The 19,940-nt window shown below is 62.6% G+C and carries 21 protein-coding genes; 9 read left to right on the top strand and 12 right to left on the bottom strand.

Annotated features, from left to right (window positions below; translation table 11 throughout):
- Positions 1 to 17 precede the first annotated feature (17 nt).
- A complete protein-coding gene (locus ACTJK9_RS26430; RefSeq protein WP_085612363.1) occupies positions 18 to 1,631 on the top strand; it encodes an NAD(P)/FAD-dependent oxidoreductase in 1,614 nt (537 codons plus the stop codon).
- Positions 1,632 to 1,682: 51 nt separating this feature from the next.
- Here the strand turns inward: ACTJK9_RS26430 and ACTJK9_RS26425 are convergent, their stop codons facing one another.
- Positions 1,683 to 2,777: a PLP-dependent cysteine synthase family protein gene (locus tag ACTJK9_RS26425; RefSeq protein WP_221398858.1), complete on the bottom strand. Its 1,095-nt coding sequence runs from the start codon at positions 2,775 to 2,777 to the stop codon at positions 1,683 to 1,685.
- Between the two features lie 246 nt (positions 2,778 to 3,023).
- On the opposite strand from ACTJK9_RS26425, the gene nhaA reads away from it, so the two are divergent.
- The gene (gene nhaA / locus ACTJK9_RS26420) at positions 3,024 to 4,211 is read left to right on the top strand and encodes a Na+/H+ antiporter NhaA (RefSeq protein WP_440817266.1); all 1,188 of its coding nucleotides are present in this window, start codon (positions 3,024 to 3,026) and stop codon (positions 4,209 to 4,211) included.
- A gap of 148 nt (positions 4,212 to 4,359) precedes the next feature.
- Here the strand turns inward: nhaA and ACTJK9_RS26415 are convergent, their stop codons facing one another.
- Entirely contained in the window at positions 4,360 to 4,824 is a 465-nt protein-coding gene (locus ACTJK9_RS26415) for a glycine zipper 2TM domain-containing protein (protein ID WP_007969461.1), read from the bottom strand.
- Between the two features lie 166 nt (positions 4,825 to 4,990).
- On the opposite strand from ACTJK9_RS26415, the gene ACTJK9_RS26410 reads away from it, so the two are divergent.
- On the top strand, positions 4,991 to 5,227 hold the full coding sequence (locus tag ACTJK9_RS26410) for a hypothetical protein (RefSeq protein ID WP_440817263.1): 237 nt from the start codon (positions 4,991 to 4,993) through the stop codon (positions 5,225 to 5,227).
- 5 nt (positions 5,228 to 5,232) lie between these two features.
- On the opposite strand, the gene pdxH is transcribed toward ACTJK9_RS26410, so the two are convergent.
- From pdxH to dinG, 5 genes are all read right to left on the bottom strand, one after another.
- On the bottom strand, positions 5,233 to 5,880 hold the full coding sequence (pdxH, locus tag ACTJK9_RS26405) for a pyridoxamine 5'-phosphate oxidase (RefSeq protein ID WP_085647844.1): 648 nt from the start codon (positions 5,878 to 5,880) through the stop codon (positions 5,233 to 5,235).
- Positions 5,881 to 5,904: 24 nt separating this feature from the next.
- A complete protein-coding gene (locus ACTJK9_RS26400; protein ID WP_085612358.1) occupies positions 5,905 to 7,008 on the bottom strand; it encodes an OmpA family protein in 1,104 nt (367 codons plus the stop codon).
- A 113-nt stretch (positions 7,009 to 7,121) separates the two neighbouring features.
- Positions 7,122 to 8,267 (bottom strand): EstA family serine hydrolase, encoded by a 1,146-nt coding sequence (locus ACTJK9_RS26395; RefSeq protein ID WP_011332785.1) that lies wholly within the window; start codon positions 8,265 to 8,267, stop codon positions 7,122 to 7,124.
- 106 nt (positions 8,268 to 8,373) lie between these two features.
- Positions 8,374 to 10,854: a beta-agarase gene (locus tag ACTJK9_RS26390; RefSeq protein ID WP_440817259.1), complete on the bottom strand. Its 2,481-nt coding sequence runs from the start codon at positions 10,852 to 10,854 to the stop codon at positions 8,374 to 8,376.
- Positions 10,855 to 10,949: 95 nt separating this feature from the next.
- Positions 10,950 to 13,094: an ATP-dependent DNA helicase DinG gene (dinG, locus tag ACTJK9_RS26385; RefSeq protein WP_440817257.1), complete on the bottom strand. Its 2,145-nt coding sequence runs from the start codon at positions 13,092 to 13,094 to the stop codon at positions 10,950 to 10,952.
- A 99-nt stretch (positions 13,095 to 13,193) separates the two neighbouring features.
- Between dinG and ACTJK9_RS26380 the strand changes: the two genes are divergently transcribed.
- On the top strand, positions 13,194 to 13,658 hold the full coding sequence (locus tag ACTJK9_RS26380) for a CopD family protein (RefSeq protein WP_440817254.1): 465 nt from the start codon (positions 13,194 to 13,196) through the stop codon (positions 13,656 to 13,658).
- 140 nt (positions 13,659 to 13,798) lie between these two features.
- On the opposite strand, the gene ACTJK9_RS26375 is transcribed toward ACTJK9_RS26380, so the two are convergent.
- The 4 genes from ACTJK9_RS26375 to ACTJK9_RS26360 form a co-directional block, all read right to left on the bottom strand.
- Positions 13,799 to 14,557: a collagen-like protein gene (locus ACTJK9_RS26375; RefSeq protein ID WP_221398853.1), complete on the bottom strand. Its 759-nt coding sequence runs from the start codon at positions 14,555 to 14,557 to the stop codon at positions 13,799 to 13,801.
- Entirely contained in the window at positions 14,550 to 14,828 is a 279-nt protein-coding gene (locus ACTJK9_RS26370; RefSeq protein WP_085612355.1) for a DUF1145 domain-containing protein, read from the bottom strand. Before ACTJK9_RS26370 ends, ACTJK9_RS26375 begins: the two co-directional genes overlap by 8 nt.
- A gap of 162 nt (positions 14,829 to 14,990) precedes the next feature.
- Entirely contained in the window at positions 14,991 to 15,713 is a 723-nt protein-coding gene (locus ACTJK9_RS26365; RefSeq protein ID WP_039771352.1) for an OmpA family protein, read from the bottom strand.
- Positions 15,714 to 15,802: 89 nt separating this feature from the next.
- A complete protein-coding gene (locus tag ACTJK9_RS26360) occupies positions 15,803 to 16,498 on the bottom strand; it encodes an OmpA family protein (RefSeq protein ID WP_085612354.1) in 696 nt (231 codons plus the stop codon).
- A gap of 199 nt (positions 16,499 to 16,697) precedes the next feature.
- Here ACTJK9_RS26360 and ACTJK9_RS26355 point away from each other — a divergent pair, with 199 nt between their 5' ends.
- Genes ACTJK9_RS26355 through ACTJK9_RS26340 form a run of 4 tightly spaced genes read left to right on the top strand, consistent with a single transcriptional unit; the run spans position 16,698 to position 18,405 of the window.
- Positions 16,698 to 17,195, top strand: a complete 498-nt coding sequence (locus ACTJK9_RS26355; RefSeq protein ID WP_011332778.1) for a DUF6231 family protein — start codon at positions 16,698 to 16,700, stop codon at positions 17,193 to 17,195.
- A gap of 4 nt (positions 17,196 to 17,199) precedes the next feature.
- The gene (locus tag ACTJK9_RS26350) at positions 17,200 to 17,676 is read left to right on the top strand and encodes a YchJ family protein (RefSeq protein ID WP_011332777.1); all 477 of its coding nucleotides are present in this window, start codon (positions 17,200 to 17,202) and stop codon (positions 17,674 to 17,676) included.
- A 31-nt stretch (positions 17,677 to 17,707) separates the two neighbouring features.
- The gene (locus tag ACTJK9_RS26345; RefSeq protein ID WP_064593919.1) at positions 17,708 to 18,193 is read left to right on the top strand and encodes an LEA type 2 family protein; all 486 of its coding nucleotides are present in this window, start codon (positions 17,708 to 17,710) and stop codon (positions 18,191 to 18,193) included.
- A gap of 5 nt (positions 18,194 to 18,198) precedes the next feature.
- Positions 18,199 to 18,405, top strand: coding sequence for an SEC-C metal-binding domain-containing protein (locus ACTJK9_RS26340; RefSeq protein WP_007955014.1), 207 nt, complete (start codon positions 18,199 to 18,201; stop codon positions 18,403 to 18,405).
- Between the two features lie 126 nt (positions 18,406 to 18,531).
- Here ACTJK9_RS26340 and ACTJK9_RS26335 read toward each other — a convergent pair whose 3' ends face one another.
- On the bottom strand, positions 18,532 to 19,089 hold the full coding sequence (locus tag ACTJK9_RS26335; RefSeq protein ID WP_440817249.1) for a cysteine hydrolase family protein: 558 nt from the start codon (positions 19,087 to 19,089) through the stop codon (positions 18,532 to 18,534).
- A 147-nt stretch (positions 19,090 to 19,236) separates the two neighbouring features.
- Between ACTJK9_RS26335 and ACTJK9_RS26330 the strand changes: the two genes are divergently transcribed.
- Positions 19,237 to 19,881, top strand: a complete 645-nt coding sequence (locus tag ACTJK9_RS26330) for a glutathione binding-like protein (protein WP_064593916.1) — start codon at positions 19,237 to 19,239, stop codon at positions 19,879 to 19,881.
- Positions 19,882 to 19,940: the final 59 nt, after the last annotated feature.

Raw genomic sequence — 19,940 nt, 5'->3', positions numbered from 1 at the left:
GCGAACCGGATCCTGTCATGTTACGAATCACCGAACTCAAGCTGCCGATCGACCATCCCGACGAAGACCTGCGCGCTGCCATCGTGCAACGCCTGGGCATTGCCAGCGATGACCTGCTCGATTTCACCTTGTTCAAGCGCAGCTACGATGCGCGCAAAAAGTCCTCCGAACTGTGCTTCATCTACACCATCGACCTCGAAGTGCGCGACGAGGCCAAAGTGCTGGGCAAGTTCGCCGACGACCGTAACGTCAACGTGGCGCCGGATGTCAGCTACAAATTCGTCGGCCAGGCGCCAAGCGATCTGAGCCAGCGCCCTATCGTAGTCGGTTTCGGTCCGTGCGGGATCTTCGCCGGCCTGCTGCTGGCGCAGATGGGCTTCAAGCCGATCATCCTCGAACGCGGCACCGAAGTGCGCCAGCGCACCAAGGACACCTGGGGCCTGTGGCGCAAAAGCGTGCTCAACCCCGAGTCCAACGTGCAGTTTGGAGAAGGCGGCGCGGGCACGTTCTCCGACGGCAAGCTGTACAGCCAGATCAAGGACCCGAAATTCCTCGGCCGTAAAGTCCTGCACGAGTTCGTCAAGGCCGGCGCGCCGGAAGAAATCCTCTACGTCAGCAAACCGCACATCGGTACGTTCCGTCTGACCGGCATGGTCGAGACCATGCGCGAGGAGATCCGCGCTCTGGGCGGTGAAGTACGCTTCCAGGAACGCGTCACCGACGTGCTGATCGAAGACGGCCAACTGGTCGGCGTCGAGCTGGCCAGCGGCGAAATCCTGCACTCCAGACACGTGGTCCTGGCCCTCGGCCACAGTGCCCGCGACACCTTCCGCATGCTCCACAGCCGTGGCGTGTTCATGGAGGCCAAGCCGTTCTCGGTGGGTTTCCGCATCGAGCACCCGCAATCGCTGATCGACCGTGCGCGCCTCGGCAAGTACGCCGGCCACCCCAAGTTGGGCGCCGCCGACTACAAACTGGTGCACCACGCCAAGAACGGCCGCTCGGTCTACAGCTTCTGCATGTGCCCGGGCGGCACCGTGGTGGCGGCGACTTCCGAGCCGAACCGCGTAGTCACCAACGGCATGAGCCAGTACTCGCGTAACGAGCGCAACGCCAACTCCGGCATCGTCGTCGGCATCACCCCGGAAGTCGACTATCCAGGCGGCCCGCTGGCCGGGATCGAGCTGCAGGAACGTCTGGAGTCCCACGCCTTCATCCTCGGCGGCAGCGACTACAAGGCGCCGGCGCAACTGGTCGGCGACTTCATCAACGACATTCCTTCGACCGAGCTGGGCGAAGTCGAACCCTCGTACAAACCGGGCGTGGCCCTGGGCGATCTGGCCCTGGCCCTGCCGGACTTCGCCATCGAAGCGATCCGCGAAGCACTGCCGGCGTTCGAGAAACAGATTCGCGGTTATTCGCTGCACGATGCGGTGCTGACCGGGATCGAGACCCGCACCTCGTCGCCGCTGCGCATTACGCGTAACGAGGCGCTGCAGAGCATGAACGTCAAAGGTCTGTTCCCGGCCGGTGAAGGCGCGGGTTATGCGGGCGGGATTCTGTCGGCGGGTGTGGACGGGATTCGCATCGCGGAAGCCGTGGCGCGTGACATTCTCGGTCTCGAGGCCTGACACCGGAAAATTGTGGGAGCGGGCTTGCTCCCACATCAGGTTCCGGGTGTATCAAATATTGGCGCGCAGAACCGAGGCCGGCAGCGCCTCACCCTTCTCGGCACTCGCCGCCACAGCCGCTATCAATCCCTCCAGCTCATAGCCCTGCGCCTTGAGCCACGCCTGATCGTAATAGGTGTCCGCGTAACGCTCGCCACCATCGCACAGGATCGCCACGATCGAGCCTGACTCCCCCGCTGCTTTCATCTGCTGGGCCGCCATCAGCGCGCCGATCAGGTTGGTGCCGCTCGACCCGCCCACATGGCGGCCCAGACGCTGCGCCAGGTAATGCATGGCCGCCAGAGACAAGGCATCCGGCACCTTGACCATCGCATCGATCACCTTCGGCAGGAACGACGCCTCCACCCGAGGCCGGCCGATGCCTTCGATCCGCGAACCGTGGTCCAGACGCAAACTCGCGTCGCCGGTCTGGTAAAAGTCGAAAAACACCGAACGCTCGGCATCCGCGCACAGCACACGGGTGCAGTGCTGGCGATAACGCACGTAACGCCCGAGGGTCGCGGTGGTGCCGCCGGTGCCGGGGCTGGAAATCAGCCAGGCCGGGCATGGGTGCTGTTCGTAGCGCATTTGCTGGAAGATCGATTCGGCGATGTTGTTGTTCGCCCGCCAGTCGGTGGCGCGTTCGGCGTAGGTGAACTGGTCGATGAAGTGCCCGTCGTGTTCGCGGGCCAGGCGTTCGGATTCGGCGTAGATTTGCGTCGGATCGTCCACCAGATGACTCTGGCCACCGTAGAACGCAATCTGCGCAATCTTCTCCTTGGAGGTGGTCGCCGGCATCACCGCAATAAATGGCAGGCCGAGCATCCGCGCGAAATACGCTTCGGAAATCGCCGTCGAACCGCTGGACGCCTCGATCACCGGTGCGCCGGGCTTGAGCCAGCCGTTACACAAGGCGTAGAGAAACAGCGAACGGGCCAGCCGGTGCTTGAGGCTGCCGGTCGGGTGGCTGGATTCATCCTTGAAATACAACTCGATGCCCGGAAACCCCGGCAGCGGCAAGGGGATCAGGTGGGTGTCGGCGCTGCGCTGGAAGTCCGCTTCGATAATCCGGATGGCTTCGCGGGCCCACTGTCGGTTGTCGCTCATGGATGTCGTTCTCGTTGAATCGGGCAGAAGTGCCTTTACAGGCTCAGCCCCCAAGCTTAGGAAAAAACCTACGGCACCGACAGATACAGCTGAACTTCAATCCCTTGGGCAACTGCTAGGCTCTCCTGCACGTGGGGGCCGATGCCTGTAACCATATATAACAAAAAAGAATATAACTTTTGTTTTAACAACTAACGGTACGGGTTAGGGTGTGCCACCTTTTGACTTTATCGATGGAGAGCGACCTTGCCTCTGCGTAGCACTTTCACGCGTTTCTTTCAGTTGGAAGCTGCCAGCGGTCTGTTACTGATCGCCGCGGCCATCCTGGCTCTGATCATCAACAACTCGCCGCTGTCGTGGTTGTACAACGGCCTGCTCGACACCCCGGTGGTGGCGCAGATCGGCGCATTGAAAATCGCCAAGCCTCTGCTGCTGTGGATCAACGACGGCCTGATGGCGCTGTTCTTCCTGCTGATCGGCCTGGAAGTGAAGCGCGAAGTCCTCGACGGTCAGTTGTCCAAGCCGTCGCAGATCGTCCTGCCCGGTGCGGCGGCGATCGGCGGCATGCTGGTGCCGGCACTGATCTACTGGTTCCTCAACCGCGACAACCCGGCCGCCCTCGATGGCTGGGCGATTCCGACCGCTACCGACATCGCCTTCGCCCTCGGCGTACTGGCCTTGCTCGGCAAGCGCGTGCCGGTGTCGCTGAAGCTGTTCCTGATGACCCTGGCGATCATCGATGACCTCGGTGCCATCGTGATCATTGCGATCTTCTACTCCGGTGAGTTGTCGACCCTGTCGCTGGGCCTGGCGGCGGCGTGCATCGCGGCGCTGGTGGCGATGAACCGGCTCGGGGTGGTCAAGCTCGGGCCGTACATGATCATTGGTTTGATTCTCTGGGTCTGCGTGCTCAAGAGCGGTGTCCACGCCACGCTGGCCGGCGTAACCCTGGCATTCTGCATCCCGCTGCGCACCAAAAACGCCGAGCCTTCGCCGCTATTGGCCCTCGAACACGCGCTGCACCCGTGGGTCGCCTACGGCATTCTGCCGCTGTTCGCCTTCGCCAACGCCGGCCTGTCGCTGACCGGCGTGACCGCCGAAAGCTTCACCCACCACGTCCCGATGGGCATCGCCGTCGGCCTGCTGCTGGGCAAGACTCTCGGCGTGTTCGGCCTGACCTGGCTCGCCGTAAAAATCGGCATCGCCGCCCTGCCCCACGGCGCCAACTGGGGCCAGGTGCTGGGCGTGGCGATCCTCTGCGGGATCGGCTTCACCATGAGCCTGTTTGTCGGCTCCCTCGCCTTCGTGCCGGGCGCCAGTGAATACGCCGGGATGGACCGAATGGGCATTCTCACCGGCTCGGTGTTTGCGGCATTGATCGGTTATGCGGTGACGTTGGCGGCGAGCAGAAAGAACACCGCGCTGCCTTCCTGAGACTCCGTGGATCGCTGTAGCGAACAATCCTCACGTCTTTAGAGACGCGTCCTACAGCCACGATTTTCCTGCTTCGTTAATGGCGCAACCCAACAAAAAACCCCGACCAGTCACCTGATCGGGGTTTTCTTTTGCCGCTCGTTTGCGCTTAGTGCGAAACGCGGCTGGTCCCGCCAACAGTCGAAATCCGTACCCGCTCACCCACGCGGAACACTTCATTCTCCTGCACTTGCTGCACATAGGCGCGCATGCTGCCGTCGTCTTCGCGCACGGTGATTTCAACACCTTGTGTGCGGGTCAGGCCTTCTTCAGTGGCCGAGCCGATCAGGCCACCAGCTACCGCACCGATAACGGCTGCAACGATGCTGCCTTTGCCGCCGCCGATCGCGCTGCCACCGACGCCGCCAACCACTGCACCGGCAGCGCCGCCGATCGGGGTCTTGGTGCCTTCGATTTTCACCGGACGCAGGGATTCGATGGTGCCCATGCGAATCGTCTGCACGCGACGCGCTTCGTCACGGGAGTAGGAGTCACCGGTCAGGCTCGACTGGCAGCCGGTCAGCAACATCGCCATCGTGGAAAAGGAAGCAACCAGCAGAACAGACTTACGCATAGCATCAACTCCAAAGGACAGGTATTCATTAAACTCCGCAGCTTGACGCCTGTCACGGCGTCGCCCGGATTAAGTTGCTTTCATTCAGGCCCGGTACAGGCGCCCGCGAACTCACCCAACAGTAGCGCCAAATTCCATTTCCTGCGCCGCCGACCCAAGGATTTCCATGGATTACTTCATCATTGTCGTCACCACCGCCGCCGGTCTGTACTTCCATTGGTGGCTGTATGTACGGATCAAACGCTGGATGGATCGCGATCTGGCATTGTCACTGGCCGGCAAGGATGAAGGCAAACGCGCGTTCATGCTCGAACGGCTGGAGCAGGCTCAGGCGCAGAAGATCAAGCGCCGGGACCTGCCGAAGTGGCTCGAAGCCGCTGCGCCAGGCTATCCCGCTCGGTAGACTGCTCAGGGTGCCAGACGTTCAAGAATCCAATCGGCGCCCTGCACACGGTAGTTGAGGCGATCGTGCAGACGGCTCGCGCGGCCCTGCCAGAACTCGATGCGCTCGGGGAGCAGGCGGTAACCGCCCCAGTGTTCCGGGCAGTGAGGCTGAGTGTCGGTGAAGCGTTGCTCGGTCGCCTTGAGCAAGTCTTCCAGTTCACCCCGGCCGTTGATCACCCGGCTCTGCGGTGAGGCCCAGGCGCCGAGTCGGCTGCCCAGCGGCCGCACCTGATAATACGCGTCGGACTCTTCAGGCGAGACCTTCAGCACCCGCCCTTCAATCCGCACCTGGCGCTCGAGGGTCGGCCAGAAGAACGTCATGGCAGCGAACGGGTTCGCCGCCAGATGCTGGCCCTTGGCGCTTTCGTAGTTGGTGAAGAAGGTGAAGCCCTGCTCGTCCAGTCCCTTGAGCAGCAGAATGCGGCAATGCGGACGGCCGTCCGCATCCACCGTGGCCAGGGTCATGGCGTTGGCTTCCACTGGCGCCTGTTCGGTTTTCACCGCTTCGGCAAACCACTGGTGAAACAACGCAAAGGGCTCCGCCGGGGCTTGCGCCTCGGTCAGGCCGTCCCGGGTGTAATCACGACGCATATCTGCCAGAGACTGAGTCACGGCGCATTCCTTTTCGTTAGCGGATCACTTTTTGGTGGTATCGGTCGCAGCGACTTTCTTGTCGGTTGCAGAGGCTTTGGCGGGTGCGGTCTTTTTCGCCGGAGCCTTGGCCGGGGCCTTCTTCGCTGGAGCCTTGGCAGCAGCTTTCTTGGCCGGAGCCTTTTTGGTGGCCGGTACAGCGGCTTTCTTCGCAGCTGGCGCCGGGGTCACCGGTTTGGCGGCAGGCTTGACGTCCTGGGCAGCGACCATGGTCACTGGCTTCGGTGCCGGCATGTTGTACTTGCTCAGCAGCGCGACCATGGTGTTCTGCGGGGTCACCAGCAGTTCGACACGACGGTTCAGGGCGCGACCTTCAACGCTGTCGTTGGCGGCACGCGGTGCTTCGGAACCCATGCCGCGCAGCATCAGGCGATCACGCTGCAGACCGCTGAGGCGGAAGATCGCCGCCACGGCCTGGGCGCGTTCCTGGCTCAGCTTGATGTTGGCCGGAGCGGCACCGGTCGTGTCACTGTGACCCAGCACCAGCACGGCGGTTTTCGGGTCGGCTTCAAGGATTTTCGCGACGCGAGTGAACGGGCCGAGAGTCACTGGCAGCAGCATGGCCGGGCGATCCGGGTTGAACGAGCCTTCCACCGGCGCGGTCACGACCAGCACGTTTTCACGGCGCTCGAGTTGCAGATTGCTGTCCTTGATCGCGGTGCGCAGGCGCGGTTCGTAGTCATCCAGCCAGGCTTGAGTGACTTTCGGATCGGGCATCGGCACGACTTTGGCCGTGTCCTGCTCCTTGCCGCCGAACGGCCACCACCATTTGCCGCCCTTGTCGGCTTCAGCCTTGGCGACTTCGACCGGTTTGGCCTCGGGTTTGGCTTCAGCTTTCACTTCAGGCTTGGCCGCCGAGTCGTCGGAGCCAAACGGCCAGTACCAGGGACTGCTGCTCTCGGCCTTGGCCACAGGCGCGGTGGCGGCCGGTTTCAACGGCGCAGGCGCCGGAGCCGGTTCCTTGGCTGCGACTTTGTCGGAAGAACCGAACGGCCACCAGCTGCCGCCATCGGCGTCGTTCTTCGGAGTCTGTGCACAACCGGTCATTGCGAAACACAGGGCCAGGGCGAGAGTTTGTTTGGACGACATTGGAAACCCACAAAAAGAATTAGTGAACAATCAGAGGACTTTCGCCCGGATAAACAGACGCTTTGAAACGAAATTCGCCATGAGGTTCCGGCCCTGGAACCTCGGACGACGCTTTACAGACAAGTGGCAAGTACCCGCGCCAGCTTCTGCGCGCGCGGATCCATCAGGACATACGGCCCAAGGGTATTTGTCACAAATCCGAAGGCCACATCGTGCTCCGGATCAGCAAAACCGATGGAACCACCCGCACCCGGATGCCCGAATGCACGCGGGCCGAGGCCGTAGGTGGCATTCGGCACGTCGGGTTGATCAAGCATGCAACCGAGACCGAAACGCGTGCGGGTCAGCAAGGTCTTGTCCTCGCCGAGGCTGTGTTCGCGGGTCAGTTCGTCAAGCATTTCGCTTTCCAGCAGGCTGCCGTCGAGCAGACCGGCGTAGAACCCGGCCAGACTGCGCGCATTGCCGTGGCCGTTGGCCGCCGGTTGCTGCATGCGGCGCCATTCCGGCTTGTTGGTGCTGGTGAGCACGGACGGCGGATTGGTGAAGGCCCGGGTGGTCATCGCCGTCGGCTCGCGCATGGTCACTTGCAGCAGGCGCTGGGCGGCGGCGTCGCCGGTGTTGCCCTTGCCACGGGCAATGTGCGCCACGCGATGGAATTCTTCGTCGGCCAGACCGACATGAAAATCCAGCCCCAGCGGTTTCGCGACCCGCGCTACGATCGATTCCCCCGGCCCACGACCGTCGGCGCGCCGCAGCAATTCGCCGATCAGCCAGCCGTAGGTGATCGCGGCATAACCGTGACCGGTGCCCGGCGTCCACCACGGTGCTTCGGCCGCGAGGGCGTCGACCATGGTCTGCCAGTCGTACAGTGCTTCCGGCGCGAGCAATTCGCGCAGGGCCGGCAGACCGGCCTGATGGCAAAGCAGTTGGCGCAGGGTGACGGATTCCTTGCCGGCGGCGGCGAATTCCGGCCAGTAACGGGCGACCGGCGCATCGAGCTGCAACTTGCCTTCGGCGACCAGTTGCAGCGCGGTGACGGCGGTGAAGGTCTTGGTGCAGGAGAACAGGTTGGCGATGGTGTCGCTGTGCCAGGCTTCGGCGCCGTCCTTGTCGGCGGTACCGGACCAGAGGTCGAGGACGGTTTCCCCGCCGACCCGGATGCACAACGCGGCGCCGCGTTCCTGGGGATCGTCGAACAGTGCAGCGAAGGCTTCGCGCACCGCTTCGAATTGAAGCTCGTAATGTCCCTGAATCTGCACCCGCAACTCCCCCGCGAAAACGCTCTACAAAGTGGCCCGCATTGTTCCAGCCCGTGAGGCTTTTGGGAACCGCTGCGGGCCGGGCGGTCTTCAGGTTTCGTAATGCTCAGTGACCGTTGCCGGAATGCCCGCCGGTGTGGCCTGCGCCCTGCCCCGGGCCTTTGCCGGCGTCAGCCTTGCGGCCGCCTTCGGCTTCGTGGCCGGCCTTGTCCGCTGCGGCAGCCGCCTTCTGCGCGTCTTTGCTCAACTGATCGACGGTGGCCAGGTTGCTCTTGCGCACGGCTTCGACAAAACCCTGGAACGGCAGATCGGTGACGCCAACCAGACCGAAGTGGCCGTTCTCACCATCGAGCAGGCGCCCGGTCACCGGTTGGTCCAGATACTGGAACCAGTGCACGCCGACAATCGACGGTTCGCTCAGCGCCTGTTTGAGGAAGTTGGCGTAGGCAGGGCCGCGATCGTCTTCCTTGCTCAACGGGGTCACGCCGCCCCAGAACGGGCCACGGTCGGTGGAGCCGAAGTTGAATTCGGTGATCAGCACCGGTTTGTCGAGGTTGCGCAGCGCGGCGAAGTCATAACCGTCCTGCGGTTGCAGGGTGTACATGTTGAAGCTCAGCACGTCGCAATACTGGGCGCAGGACGCCACGGCTTCCGGGGTGCTGGTGGCGAAACGGCCGCCGAGCAGCAACTGGTTCGGCGCGTGCCATTTCAGCGAGTCGGAAATGGTCTTGAAGTAGGTGTCGGCGAAGACCTTCTGGAAGTATTTGAAGTCGGCCTCGATTTCCGGATGCTCCGGGTTCGGCAGCGGCGCCTCGAAACCCGGGTCTTCCATCAATTCCCACGCCGGCAGATCAATCCCCCAGGCCTTCGACAGCCCCGCCTGATTGCGGTATTTGTCGCGCAACTGCTTGAGGAACGCGCGTTTGGCCGGAACGTCGGTGGTCATTTTCAAGGTGCCGTAGGCCAGCGCGTAACGGGATTTCGGATCATCGCCGGGGCCGGCCCAGGCCAGTTCGTTGTCGGCGAAGTAGCCGATCAGCCACGGATCATCGCGATGATCGCGGGCGGCAATCGCCACGGCGCGTTCGGTGGCCATGGCGAAACGTGGATCGAACGGGTCTGGCATGCCGCCCCACCAGTCGGTGCCGGTGCTGATGCTGGTGTAATCGCCGACGATCGACAGCGGCAAGGTGTAAGGCATGCGCTCGGCGTCGCCAAGGACAGGGGCGCTCCAGTTACCGACGGTGTTGAAGCCCCAGGCTTGCAGACGATCAAGCGTGTGGCTGGCCCACTTTTGTTCGTCGACCGTGTTTTTGCACGGTGTCGCGACACTTTGCCCGGTTGTCGCGGCCGACTCGGCAACCCCGGATTTCGGCTGTTCGGAGGCGGCTACCGGCGCACTGGCGTTGGTCGCCGCTTCTTCAGCGGCCCCGGCCTTGGCGGCTTCGGCCACTCCGGCCTTGTTGCCGCTGTCCGAAGTGCACGGCTCGCCATACAGGCGCTGAAGGTTGGCGCCGTAGAAGTCGTACCAACGCCCGAAGTTGTAGCCACGGCCCTGATCGGCGCCGTTGCCGCCACGGTTGTCGCCTTCGCCGAAATGGCTGGCCAGCGGCTCTCCCGGTTTTGGCAGGGATTCGAACATGTACTCGCGGCCGGCCACGTAGGTCTGGTTGACCTCCGGGCTGACGGTGTTCACGCCCAGGGAATAGAACGGATGGCCTTCTGGTGTCACCAGATACCAGCGGCCGTCACGCTTTTCGGTGCGGAAGAAACCGCTGGCCTTGAACGCCGGGCCTTTGCTCCAGCCGCCGAACTTGTCCAGCGAGGATTTTTCACGCTCGGCCAGCCAGGTGTTCAGTTGTTGCTGTTCTTTGGCGGCGGCGGATTTCAGTTGTTCGTCATTGGCGACTTTCTCCGGCCACTTGCCGCGAGTGGATTGGCCATAGGCATCCACCAGATTGCCGTAGGCGGATTTGATCACCTCGCCTTCGTCCTGCACGCCAAAGCGCTCGAGCAACAGACTTTGCGCGGCTTTCGGCTGGTCCATCGACAGGCTGACCGATACCACCTGGCTGCGATCCAGCTCACCGCTGCTGCTTGCCAGCAGGATGCGCTGCCCGTCGATCGTCATCGGCATCACCGGCCCGGCCTTCATCCCCTGGCTCAGTGGCGAGGTCGCGGTCAACGGCACCAGCAAGGTCTGCGCCGGGCCGGCCGACAGGTCGACGCGGCTGACCAGGGTCTTGCCGTCGTTGCTCTGGATTTGCACGTAGACGGTCACCGCCCAGTTCATCGCGCTCTGGATGCGCAGGCTCATCATGCCGGACTGCGACCAGTCCCAGGCACCGGTCTGCGGGGACAGACGCAAGGTCGGGCGGGCCGTCGGGTTGAACGTTACCCGGCGCAGCACTTCGCCTTCGGGAGTCTGCTCGGCGTTGGCCTGCGGCAGGTCGGCGTTTTCGGTCGCCACTTTCACCACATCGGCGGGGCGAACAAAGTTGAACAGGGTCTGCTGGCCGGCAGGTGCCGCGAATAAAGGCGCAGCGAAAACCAGGGCAAAAACGGCAGGCAACGAACGACGAATCATGAGAACGGAATTCTCCCTAACGACCCGCAAGGGCCAATGGAAAAGCAGTGACAGAGAGATAGACAGCGCGGCGGGCAAAACTGCCCACCGATGTCTCAGGATATTTCACGACGGAAAGGAGGCAACGCATTGAGGATCGCCTTGCCGTAGCGCTGGGTGACCAGCCGCCGATCCAGCAAGGTGATGGTGCCGCGGTCTTCTTCGGTACGCAGCAGTCGGCCGCAGGCCTGGACCAGCTTCAACGAGGCGTCGGGCACCGAGATTTCCATGAACGGATTACCGCCACGGGCTTCGATCCATTCCGACAGTGCGGCTTCGACCGGATCGTCCGGCACCGAGAACGGGATCTTGGCGATCACCACGTGTTCGCAGTAGGCCCCAGGCAAGTCCACGCCTTCGGCAAAACTGGCGAGGCCGAACAGCACGCTGGAATCGCCGCCATCGACCCGCGCCTTGTGCTTGTTCAGGGTTTCCTGTTTCGACAGGTTGCCTTGAATGAATACTTGCTTGCGCCAGTCACGGTCGAGGCCGTCGAACACGTCCTGCATCTGTTTGCGCGACGAGAACAGCACCAGACTGCCGCGCGAGCCTTCGACCAGTTCCGGCAGATCACGGATGATCGCGGCGGTGTGGGCGGCGGCATCGCGTGGGTCGGCCTTCAGGTCCGGCACCCGCAACACACCGGCATCGGCGTGATGGAACGGGCTCGGCACCACGGCGGTGACGGCTTTCTTCGGCAGGCCGGCGCGCATGCGGAAGCGGTCGAAAGTGCCAAGTGCGGTCAAGGTCGCCGAAGTCACCAGACAGCCGTAGGCCACGTTCCACAGGCTGCGGCGCAGGGTTTCGGCGGCGAGGATCGGGCTGGCGTTGACCTCGATGTCGAACAGCGAACCGCTTTCGGCCAGGGTCAGCCAGCGGGCCATCGGCGGATTGTCTTCCGGGTCTTCGGCGGTGAACGCGGTCCACAGCTCCCAGTTGCCGGAAGCACGGGACAACAGGCTACCGAACAGCGGATACCACTCTTCAGCCTGATTGCTGGCGATGCCGATGTTGACTTCGCCGTCCATGCCTTCCTTGAGCAGATCCGTCAGGCGGGTGAACAGGTCGTTGAGGCGGGCGAAGCCTTTTTTCAGCTCGATGCCCATCTCGCGCATGTGCTCGGGAATCACCCCGCCGATGAAGCGGTGACGCGGACGTTCGCGGCCTTCGACATCTTCACCGGGCTTGAAGTCGGCGATCTGTTCGCAGGCGGTGAACATGAACTGCTGCTGGGTCTTGATCTCCCGCGCCAGCTCCGGCACCTGCTCGATCAGCTTGCCGAGGTCGCCCGGCAACGGGTGCTGGGCCAGCAGCTTGGTGAGGTTTTTGGCGGTGGTTTCCAGCCAGTCGGCGGTGGAACGCAGGCGCGTGTAATGGGCAAAGTGGCCGATGGCCTTGTCCGGCAGGTGGTGGCCTTCGTCGAATACATAAATGGTGTCGCGCGGATCGGGCAACACGGCCCCGCCGCCCAGTGCGAGGTCGGCCAGCACCATATCGTGGTTGGTGACGATCACGTCGACCTTGCCCATGCCTTCGCGCGCCTTGTAGAAGGCGCACTGGCCGAAGTTCGGGCAATGACGGTTGGTGCACTGACTGTGATCGGTGGTCAGGCGCGCCCAGTCGGCGTCTTCCAGCGCGTTGGGCCAGCTGTCGCGGTCGCCGTCCCATTTATTGCCGGCGAGCTTCTCGATCATGCTGGTGAACAGCTTCTGGCTGGCCTCGTCGACCTCGATCTTGAAGCCTTCTTCCTCGAACAGCTGGGCGGTGGCGGTCTGTGCGTGGCCTTCCTGCAACAGCATGTCGAGCTTGGACAGGCACATGTAGCGGCCACGGCCCTTGGCCAGGGCGAAGCTGAAGTTCAGCCCGCTGTTGCGCATCAGGTCGGGCAAATCCTTGTAGACGATCTGCTCTTGCAGGGCGACGGTGGCGGTGGCGATCACCAGGCGCTTGCCAGCCAGTTTGGCGGTCGGGATCGCGGCCAGGCTGTAGGCGACGGTCTTGCCGGTACCGGTGCCGGCTTCCACCGCGACAATCGCGGGGTCGCCACTGCGCCGGCCTTCTTCGTCGGTGTCGATATCCCCGAGGACCTTGGCGACTTCAGCGATCATCAGGCGTTGGCCGTAACGCGGCTTGAGGCTCTTGGCCTCTAGAAAACGCGAGTAGGCGCCCTGGATCGTGGTTTTGAGTTCAGTGCTGATCATTGAGTGTCGGGCGCAAAAAACGCTGGATAAATTTTCAGTGGTTCGGATGGGGGGCTATCATACCCCGCGAATCAATCCTGCGCAGATCGGAGTACCCCAATGACACCTTTTAGCCTCGTTTACCCCATCCATGTACTGGCCGCGCTGGTGTGGGTCGGCGGTATGTTTTTCGCCTGGATGGTGCTGCGCCCTGCGGCGATGAAGGCCCTGGACGGTCCCGGGCGCCTGACGCTCTGGGTGGAAGTGTTTCAAGGTTTTTTTCGCTGGGTGTGGGGCGCGGTGATTCTGCTCCCGGTGACCGGGGTGGGCATGTTGCATCTGCAACACATCGCCTTCGACAACGCGCCGCGTTATGTGCAGGTGATGATGGGGTTGTATGTGGTGATGACCGCGCTGTTCATCCGGATTCAGGCCTTGATGCTGCCTGAATTGCGCACGGCGGTGCAGGCGAAGGACTGGCCGGCGGGCGCGGCGGTGCTGGGGCGGATTCGCAAGGTGGTGGGGTTCAACCTGCTGATCGGGGTGGTGCTGGTGGCCGTGGCTGCTGCGCGCCCCTCGTTCTGACTAGAGCACCGTTGATCGTTCCCACGTCGAGGCGTCGAACCGTCCGCGTGGGAATGCCTCAAGGGACGCTCCGCGTCCAGTGACGCAGAGCGTCACGAGCTGCATTCCCACGCAGAGCGTGGGAACGATCAAACAATCGATTACAGGCGCTGTACGGTCACAGCCCCCGCCGCACCCGCTGGCCCCGGCTGCCCGTCAGCCCCCGGCTTGCCGCTCTTGCCGCCGTCGGCGCGATACACCAGGCAGCCCTTGGACTTGCCACCCGCCCCCGGTTTGCCGCCAGGACCGGCCGGGCCACCGGCACCGCCGGCGACTTCGACCTTGATCAGCTCGGCCGGAAACTCGCGCGGTACTTCAAGTCGCACCAGCGCGCCCGGTGCACCCGGCTGACCATCGCTGCCGTTGCTGCCATCAAAACCGTGTCCCGCCTGACCCCAGGTGCAACCCGGCTCCTGACCGTTGGCGCCATCAAGCCCGACAAATCCCGGCGCACCGGTGCCACCACGGGCATCGACCACCAGTTTCGGCGCGTTCAACGCCTTGAACTGCAGATTCAGATTGCGCCCGGCGCGGGCAGCTTTTTCGTAGGTGCCCGGTGCGCCACGGGCGGTGATCTGGCTGCCTTCGGCGAGTTCGGCGCGGCTGACTTTCATCTCCAGCGCCTGTTCGCTCGGAACGATGGCGATACGCGCTTCGTGGCCCAGTTGCAGTTCACCGACACTCAGCTCGGTCACGTTCGAGGGAATCAGCAAGGTGCCGTAGTCGGCGACCACCAGTTTTTCCAACTGCAAAGTGCTGGCAGTGTTCGGCAGACGCATCAGCGAGTTGGTTTCGACGCTGACCACCTGGGCGCAGGCCAATGGACTGATGAATGCAGCGAGCAGGCAGAGTTTACGCATGGGAAGCCTCCGGAGCGGCCGGGGCCGGGATGGTTTGCAGGTGGAATACGCCGAACAGCAGGATGCGGCCACGATCCCGCCAGGGGTGCGGACGACCCTTCAGGCTGCGATTGCACAGCAGCACTTCGAGCACGTGGATCGCCAGCAGCAGAGCGCCGGCCAGATTGACCAGCAGGTGCAGCGGATGAACAAACGGCACCAGCTGATTGGCCAGCACCACGCAGCAGAACAGCAGGGTCAACAATCGCCCCAGCCCACAGAACACCTTCATACGCTCCCCCGTGTTGCGAATTATTCTTTGGGCGCACAGTAACGGCTTCTGCAGGGGATAAGCCAGAGGGAAAAATGAAAAAAACCGATCCACCGCCGGATGGCTGCCGGTTCGACGATGATCGTCGACCGACAGCTCTAGCCTGCGGACTACAGACACATGCTAGCGATTGATGTGCAGTTCCACCCGACGGTTCTGCGCACGCCCCTCGTCCGTGTTGTTATCGGCGACCGGTTCACTCTCGCCGCGCCCTTCACTGGTGAGTTTGTTCGGCGCCAGGCCCTGACTCAGCAAATACTCCGCCACGCTGCTGGCGCGACGTTCCGAAAGCGCCTGGTTGTAGGCATCCGAACCCTTGCTGTCGGTGTGGCCGATGACCTTGATGCTCACCACATCGGCATTGCGCAGTTTGTCCATCAACGTGTCGAGCTGGCTTTTTGCGGCCGGTTTCAAATCCGACTTGTCGAAGTCGAACAGCACGTTGCCGGCATCGTTGAGGGTGATGACTTCGGTTTGCGGGGCCGGTTCGGCCGGTTTCTCGGTGACCGGATATTGCGGCAGCGGACAGCCACGGTGGTCAACCGGCGTGTTGGCCGGGGTATCGGGGCAACGGTCGCGGCGATCGAACACGCCGTCGTCGTCTTCATCGCCATCCTGGGCGTAGCAGATCAATCCGCCGGTGAGGATCCCCAGCGCAGCGCCACCGCCGGCCCAACCGCTGCTTTCGAGCGCGCCGAGACCGCCGCCGACCAGTCCGCCAATAAGGCTGCAGATCGGCCAGGTACGTTGATTGAGGGGAGCGGTGCCATCGCTGTGGGTGGCGCAACCGGTCAACAGGCTGCCCAGCAGCAGAACCGGCAAGACGGACCTTGTAAGAACACTCATCGTTAAAGCTCCTGTGTCACCGGCCCATACCGGTTACACAGGAGTAAAGACCCGCATCCGCGACTGCACAAGCCGCGGACGCGAGGGGGCTAGCGTTTGATTTTGATTTCGGTACGACGGTTCAGCGCGCGACCGTCGGCAGTTTTGTTGTCTGCCACCGGCTGGCTTTCACCGGCACCGGTCACCGACACGAAGCTGCTTTGCGGTACGCCGCTTTCAACCAGGTACTTGACCACCGAGTGCGCGCGGCGATCCGACAGTTTCTGGTTGTAGGCATCGCTGCCGACGCTGTCGGTGTGACCGGTCACGGTCAGTTGTGCCGTGCTGGATTCCTGTTTCAGGCGCGAAGCGACCTTATCCAGGACCAGTTTGTCGGACGGGGTCAGCGTGGCCTTGTCGAACTGGAAGTGAACATCGCGGATGACAATGGTTTCTTCCTTGACCACCACAGCTTCTTCGACCACTGGTGCAGGGGCTGGTGGAGGGCAGCCGTCGGCATCGACCTGTACGCCTTTAGGCGTGCCCGGGCACTTGTCGCGACTGTCCGGCACACCATCGCCGTCTTCATCGCCGTCACCGTGAACCCAGCAATAGGCCGCTGCCGTACCGCCGACAAGTAACGCGCCATACCCCGCCCATGCGGAGCTTTCGGTCGCACCGAGCCCCGCACCGACGACACCACCGACTGCCGCACAGGTCGGCCAGTCGGTTTTCTGCAAACCTGCGCAACCAGTCAACACACTGGTTAGCAGAACCAAGGGTAATGCTGTCCGAACTATGCTCATCTAGTTTTCTCCTGAGGGATCGGCTTAGAACCGATTCAGGGAGTAAAGACCGGAGTTTTAATCTCCGCCAGCAATAGGCCATTGCTGTTTGTGCGCCTGTTCACGGGACTTCGACGAATTTGCCGCAAACCCTCAGGACAGAGATCTAGGCCTTGGCGCCCGGGCAGGCTAGTCTTGGCGCTCTGATTGAGGAGCTTCGATGAACGTCGCCATTTCTTCCCGCACGCCGCAGCAGGCATTGGCCGCCCTGCTCGACCGCTACGCCCCGGCACGTCTGCTGCTGATCGGCGCCAGCGAGTTCCCGGCGCTGGCTGCCTTCAAGGAAGCGCACCCGGACACCTGCGTCGCGCACGCCGCGCCCGGTGCGTTACCGGCGGAACTTGCGGCGCGGCGTTTCGACCTGGCGCTGGTGGTCGATTGCCTGGAACATTTGCCCAAGCGCGACGGCCTGAATCTGTTGGGCGGGATCCGCAACCTCAACGCCAGCCGCATCGCGGTGCTGGCGGATCTGCCGGCCAGCGGCTGGCAGGAAACCGACTTTTATTCCCTGGCCCTGCAAGCCAGCGAACGCTTCGCCCGCGACGAACAGGTGCTGACCCTGTTCACCTACGATCTGCTTGACTACAAACAAGTCCCCGACTGGCTCAACTCACGGTTCTGGGCCAATCCGGAAAACTTCGGGAAATACTGGTGGTAATGCAATGAGTACAGCCATTTGCCCTTGCGGCAGCGGCAACCTGCTGGATGCCTGCTGCGGTCACTATCACGCCGGCCACCCGGCCCCGTGCGCCGAAGCCCTGATGCGCTCGCGCTACAGCGCCTACGTGCTGGGCCTGATCGATTATCTGGTGGCCACCACCCTGCCCGCCCAGCAAGCGGGGCTGGATCGCCAGTCGATCAGCAACTGGAGCGCCCAGAGCACCTGGCTCGGTCTGGACGTGGAAAGTTCGGAAGTGCTCGGCGGCCAGCCGGAGCACGCGTTCGTCACCTTCACCGCGCGCTGGCATGACGGTCAGGGCGAACACAGCCACCGCGAGCGCTCGTCGTTCGTGCAGAACAGCGGGCGCTGGTACTTCATCGACCCGACCGTGCAACTGAAGCTGGGCCGCAACGACGCCTGCCCGTGCGCCAGTGGCCAGAAGTTCAAGAAATGCTGTGCGGGGTATTTCGGCAGCTGAGGCTAGACTGGGCAGCAAAGGGAGTTAAACCATGCTCGGTCATTGGCGCACATTCCAGGCTTTCTCACTGCTCGTGTTTCTGGGGCTCGGCGGCTGCGCGTCATGGTTTACCGACGACGCCCGCGACCCCGCCGTGCACCTGGTGAAAGTCGAAGTGGTGCGCGCCAAGTTGCTGGAACAGAAATTCATCCTGCACTTTCGCATCGACAACCCCAATGACAGCGACCTGACCGTGCGCGGCCTGGAATACCGCATACACCTGGCCGACATGCTGCTGGCCGAAGGCGAGCACGAACACTGGATCACGGTGAACCCCAAAAGCAGCGCGTTTTACAAGGTGCCGATCCGTACCAACCTATGGCCAAAGGTGAAAGAGGTGGTGAAAATGCTGAAAAACCCGAACCAGCAGATTCCCTATCGACTGGAGGGCGAGATGGAAACCGGTTTATTCATCGCTCACTACGTGCACCTGGCGCGCAATGGCGTGATAATCCCCGCCGATTTGATTACGGAGTGACCCCGATGACCCAGCAACCTCATGTCCATGGCCCTGACTGCAACCACGATCATGACCATCACCACCATGATCACGACCATGGCCATGTCCACGGCCCGAACTGCGGCCACGCCCACCAGGAACCGGTGCGCAACGCCCTGAAAGACGTTGGCCGCAACGACCCTTGCCCCTGCGGCAACGGCAAGAAATTCAAGAAGTGCCACGGCGCTTGATGTTTCAGGCAATTATCTTCTTCGCCTGAGATACCGACTTCGCGAGCAAGCCCGCTCCCACATTTGANGGTCGAATGGGGGAGCGGGCTTGCTCGCGAAGGGGCCGGCCCATTCACCGGAAGCTTTTCAGCCTGCCGCCAGAATGTGCCCGGTGCTGACCACCGTCGCATACTCCCCGTGCAGATTCCCCAGCGACATCGCATGCACCTCTTGCGCCGAACGCAAAGTGCCGAAATAGTCGGCCTTGTCGAAGGTAAAGCACGCATCCTCCGCCACCCACGCGTCAACCCCCAGATTGCCCGCCGTGCGCGCCGTGGATTCCACCGAGTTGTTCGTCGCCACGCCGACAATGATCAACTGCTCGACCCCCGCCTCACGCAACTTCGCCTCAAGCCCGGTCGCACAAAACGCATCCGGCACCTGCTTCTGGATCAGCCATTCGCCGTCCTGCGGCAGAAACCTTTCCTGAAAATCCACGCCTGACTGCTCGGGCCAGAACACCGAATCCGGCGAGCGCGACAGGTGCTGCACGTGGATCACCGGCCGTCCGCTGCGCCGCCAAAAACTCAGCAGCTCAAGAATCCGCTCCTCGGCCGACGGATTATTCCGCCGCCCCAGACGCGGCTGCAGAATGCCTTTTTGCTGGTCGATGATGATCAGTGCAGCGTTGGCCTTGAGCGCCATGGCAATTTTTCTCACGCGGGGTCATTGAATTTCCCGTACTTGAGCATCACCTCCTGGGATTAAGCAAGCTATCGAACGCACACAGGACAACCTGAAGCCGGCGTTTGCTGTCCGCACGTAAGCCATTTTCCTGATTTGGAGCTTTCCATGATCGACCTGTATTACTGGACCACGCCCAACGGCCACAAGATTTCCCTGTTCCTCGAAGAAGCGGGCCTGCGCTACGACGTGCATCCGATCAACATCAGCCAGGGCGAGCAGTTCCAGCCGCACTTTCTGAAAATCGCCCCGAACAACCGCATCCCGGCGATCGTCGATCATGAGCCGGCCGATGGCGGCGAGCCGTTGTCGCTGTTCGAGTCTGGAGCGATCCTGCTGTACCTCGCGGAAAAGACCGGCAAGTTCCTGCCCAAGGACCTGCGTGGCCGCCAGGTGGCCCTGCAATGGCTGTTCTGGCAAATGGGCGGGCTGGGGCCGATGGCCGGGCAGAACCATCATTTCAGCCAGTTCGCCCCGGAAAAAATCCCCTACGCGATCAAGCGCTACATCGATGAAACCGCCCGCCTGTACGGGGTGCTGGACAAGCAACTGGCCAACAACGAGTTCGTGGCCGGCAGTGAATACAGCATCGCCGACATGGCGATCTACCCGTGGATCGTCTCGCACAAATGGCAGAGCCAGAATCTGGAAGACTTCCCGAATGTGCAGCGCTGGTTCAACCACATCAAGGATCGCCCGGCGACCGTGAAGGCCTACGCGCTGGTGCAGAAGATCAATCCGCCGAAGGCTTGAGTCACCCGGCCTGATCGTTCCCGCGCGCGGGAACGATCAACGGGAAGAAATAACCGCTC

Origin of the sequence: Pseudomonas sp. 22082, from assembly GCF_052046055.1 — a bacterium.
GTDB lineage: Bacteria > Pseudomonadota > Gammaproteobacteria > Pseudomonadales > Pseudomonadaceae > Aquipseudomonas > Aquipseudomonas pharyngis.
The sequence above is the reverse complement of the archived record's forward strand: the minus strand, read 5'-3'. Positions and strand labels throughout refer to the sequence as shown.

Excerpts from the sequence above, each read along its gene's own strand:
- ACTJK9_RS26375 (WP_221398853.1), bottom strand. The coding sequence starts at position 14,557 with ATGCGTAAACTCTGCCTGCTCGCTGCATTCATCAGTCCATTGGCCTGC.
- ACTJK9_RS26425 (WP_221398858.1), bottom strand. The coding sequence starts at position 2,777 with ATGAGCGACAACCGACAGTGGGCCCGCGAAGCCATCCGGATTATCGAA.
- ACTJK9_RS26390 (WP_440817259.1), bottom strand. The coding sequence starts at position 10,854 with ATGATTCGTCGTTCGTTGCCTGCCGTTTTTGCCCTGGTTTTCGCTGCG.
- ACTJK9_RS26355 (WP_011332778.1), top strand. The coding sequence starts at position 16,698 with ATGAACGTCGCCATTTCTTCCCGCACGCCGCAGCAGGCATTGGCCGCC.
- ACTJK9_RS26335 (WP_440817249.1), bottom strand. The coding sequence starts at position 19,089 with ATGGCGCTCAAGGCCAACGCTGCACTGATCATCATCGACCAGCAAAAA.
- ACTJK9_RS26330 (WP_064593916.1), top strand. The coding sequence starts at position 19,237 with ATGATCGACCTGTATTACTGGACCACGCCCAACGGCCACAAGATTTCC.
- dinG (WP_440817257.1), bottom strand. The coding sequence starts at position 13,094 with ATGATCAGCACTGAACTCAAAACCACGATCCAGGGCGCCTACTCGCGT.
- ACTJK9_RS26430 (WP_085612363.1), top strand. The coding sequence starts at position 18 with ATGTTACGAATCACCGAACTCAAGCTGCCGATCGACCATCCCGACGAA.
- ACTJK9_RS26340 (WP_007955014.1), top strand. The coding sequence starts at position 18,199 with ATGACCCAGCAACCTCATGTCCATGGCCCTGACTGCAACCACGATCAT.
- ACTJK9_RS26350 (WP_011332777.1), top strand. The coding sequence starts at position 17,200 with ATGAGTACAGCCATTTGCCCTTGCGGCAGCGGCAACCTGCTGGATGCC.
- ACTJK9_RS26410 (WP_440817263.1), top strand. The coding sequence starts at position 4,991 with ATGGATTACTTCATCATTGTCGTCACCACCGCCGCCGGTCTGTACTTC.
- ACTJK9_RS26415 (WP_007969461.1), bottom strand. The coding sequence starts at position 4,824 with ATGCGTAAGTCTGTTCTGCTGGTTGCTTCCTTTTCCACGATGGCGATG.
- ACTJK9_RS26345 (WP_064593919.1), top strand. The coding sequence starts at position 17,708 with ATGCTCGGTCATTGGCGCACATTCCAGGCTTTCTCACTGCTCGTGTTT.
- ACTJK9_RS26360 (WP_085612354.1), bottom strand. The coding sequence starts at position 16,498 with ATGAGCATAGTTCGGACAGCATTACCCTTGGTTCTGCTAACCAGTGTG.
- ACTJK9_RS26400 (WP_085612358.1), bottom strand. The coding sequence starts at position 7,008 with ATGTCGTCCAAACAAACTCTCGCCCTGGCCCTGTGTTTCGCAATGACC.
- ACTJK9_RS26370 (WP_085612355.1), bottom strand. The coding sequence starts at position 14,828 with ATGAAGGTGTTCTGTGGGCTGGGGCGATTGTTGACCCTGCTGTTCTGC.
- ACTJK9_RS26380 (WP_440817254.1), top strand. The coding sequence starts at position 13,194 with ATGACACCTTTTAGCCTCGTTTACCCCATCCATGTACTGGCCGCGCTG.
- ACTJK9_RS26365 (WP_039771352.1), bottom strand. The coding sequence starts at position 15,713 with ATGAGTGTTCTTACAAGGTCCGTCTTGCCGGTTCTGCTGCTGGGCAGC.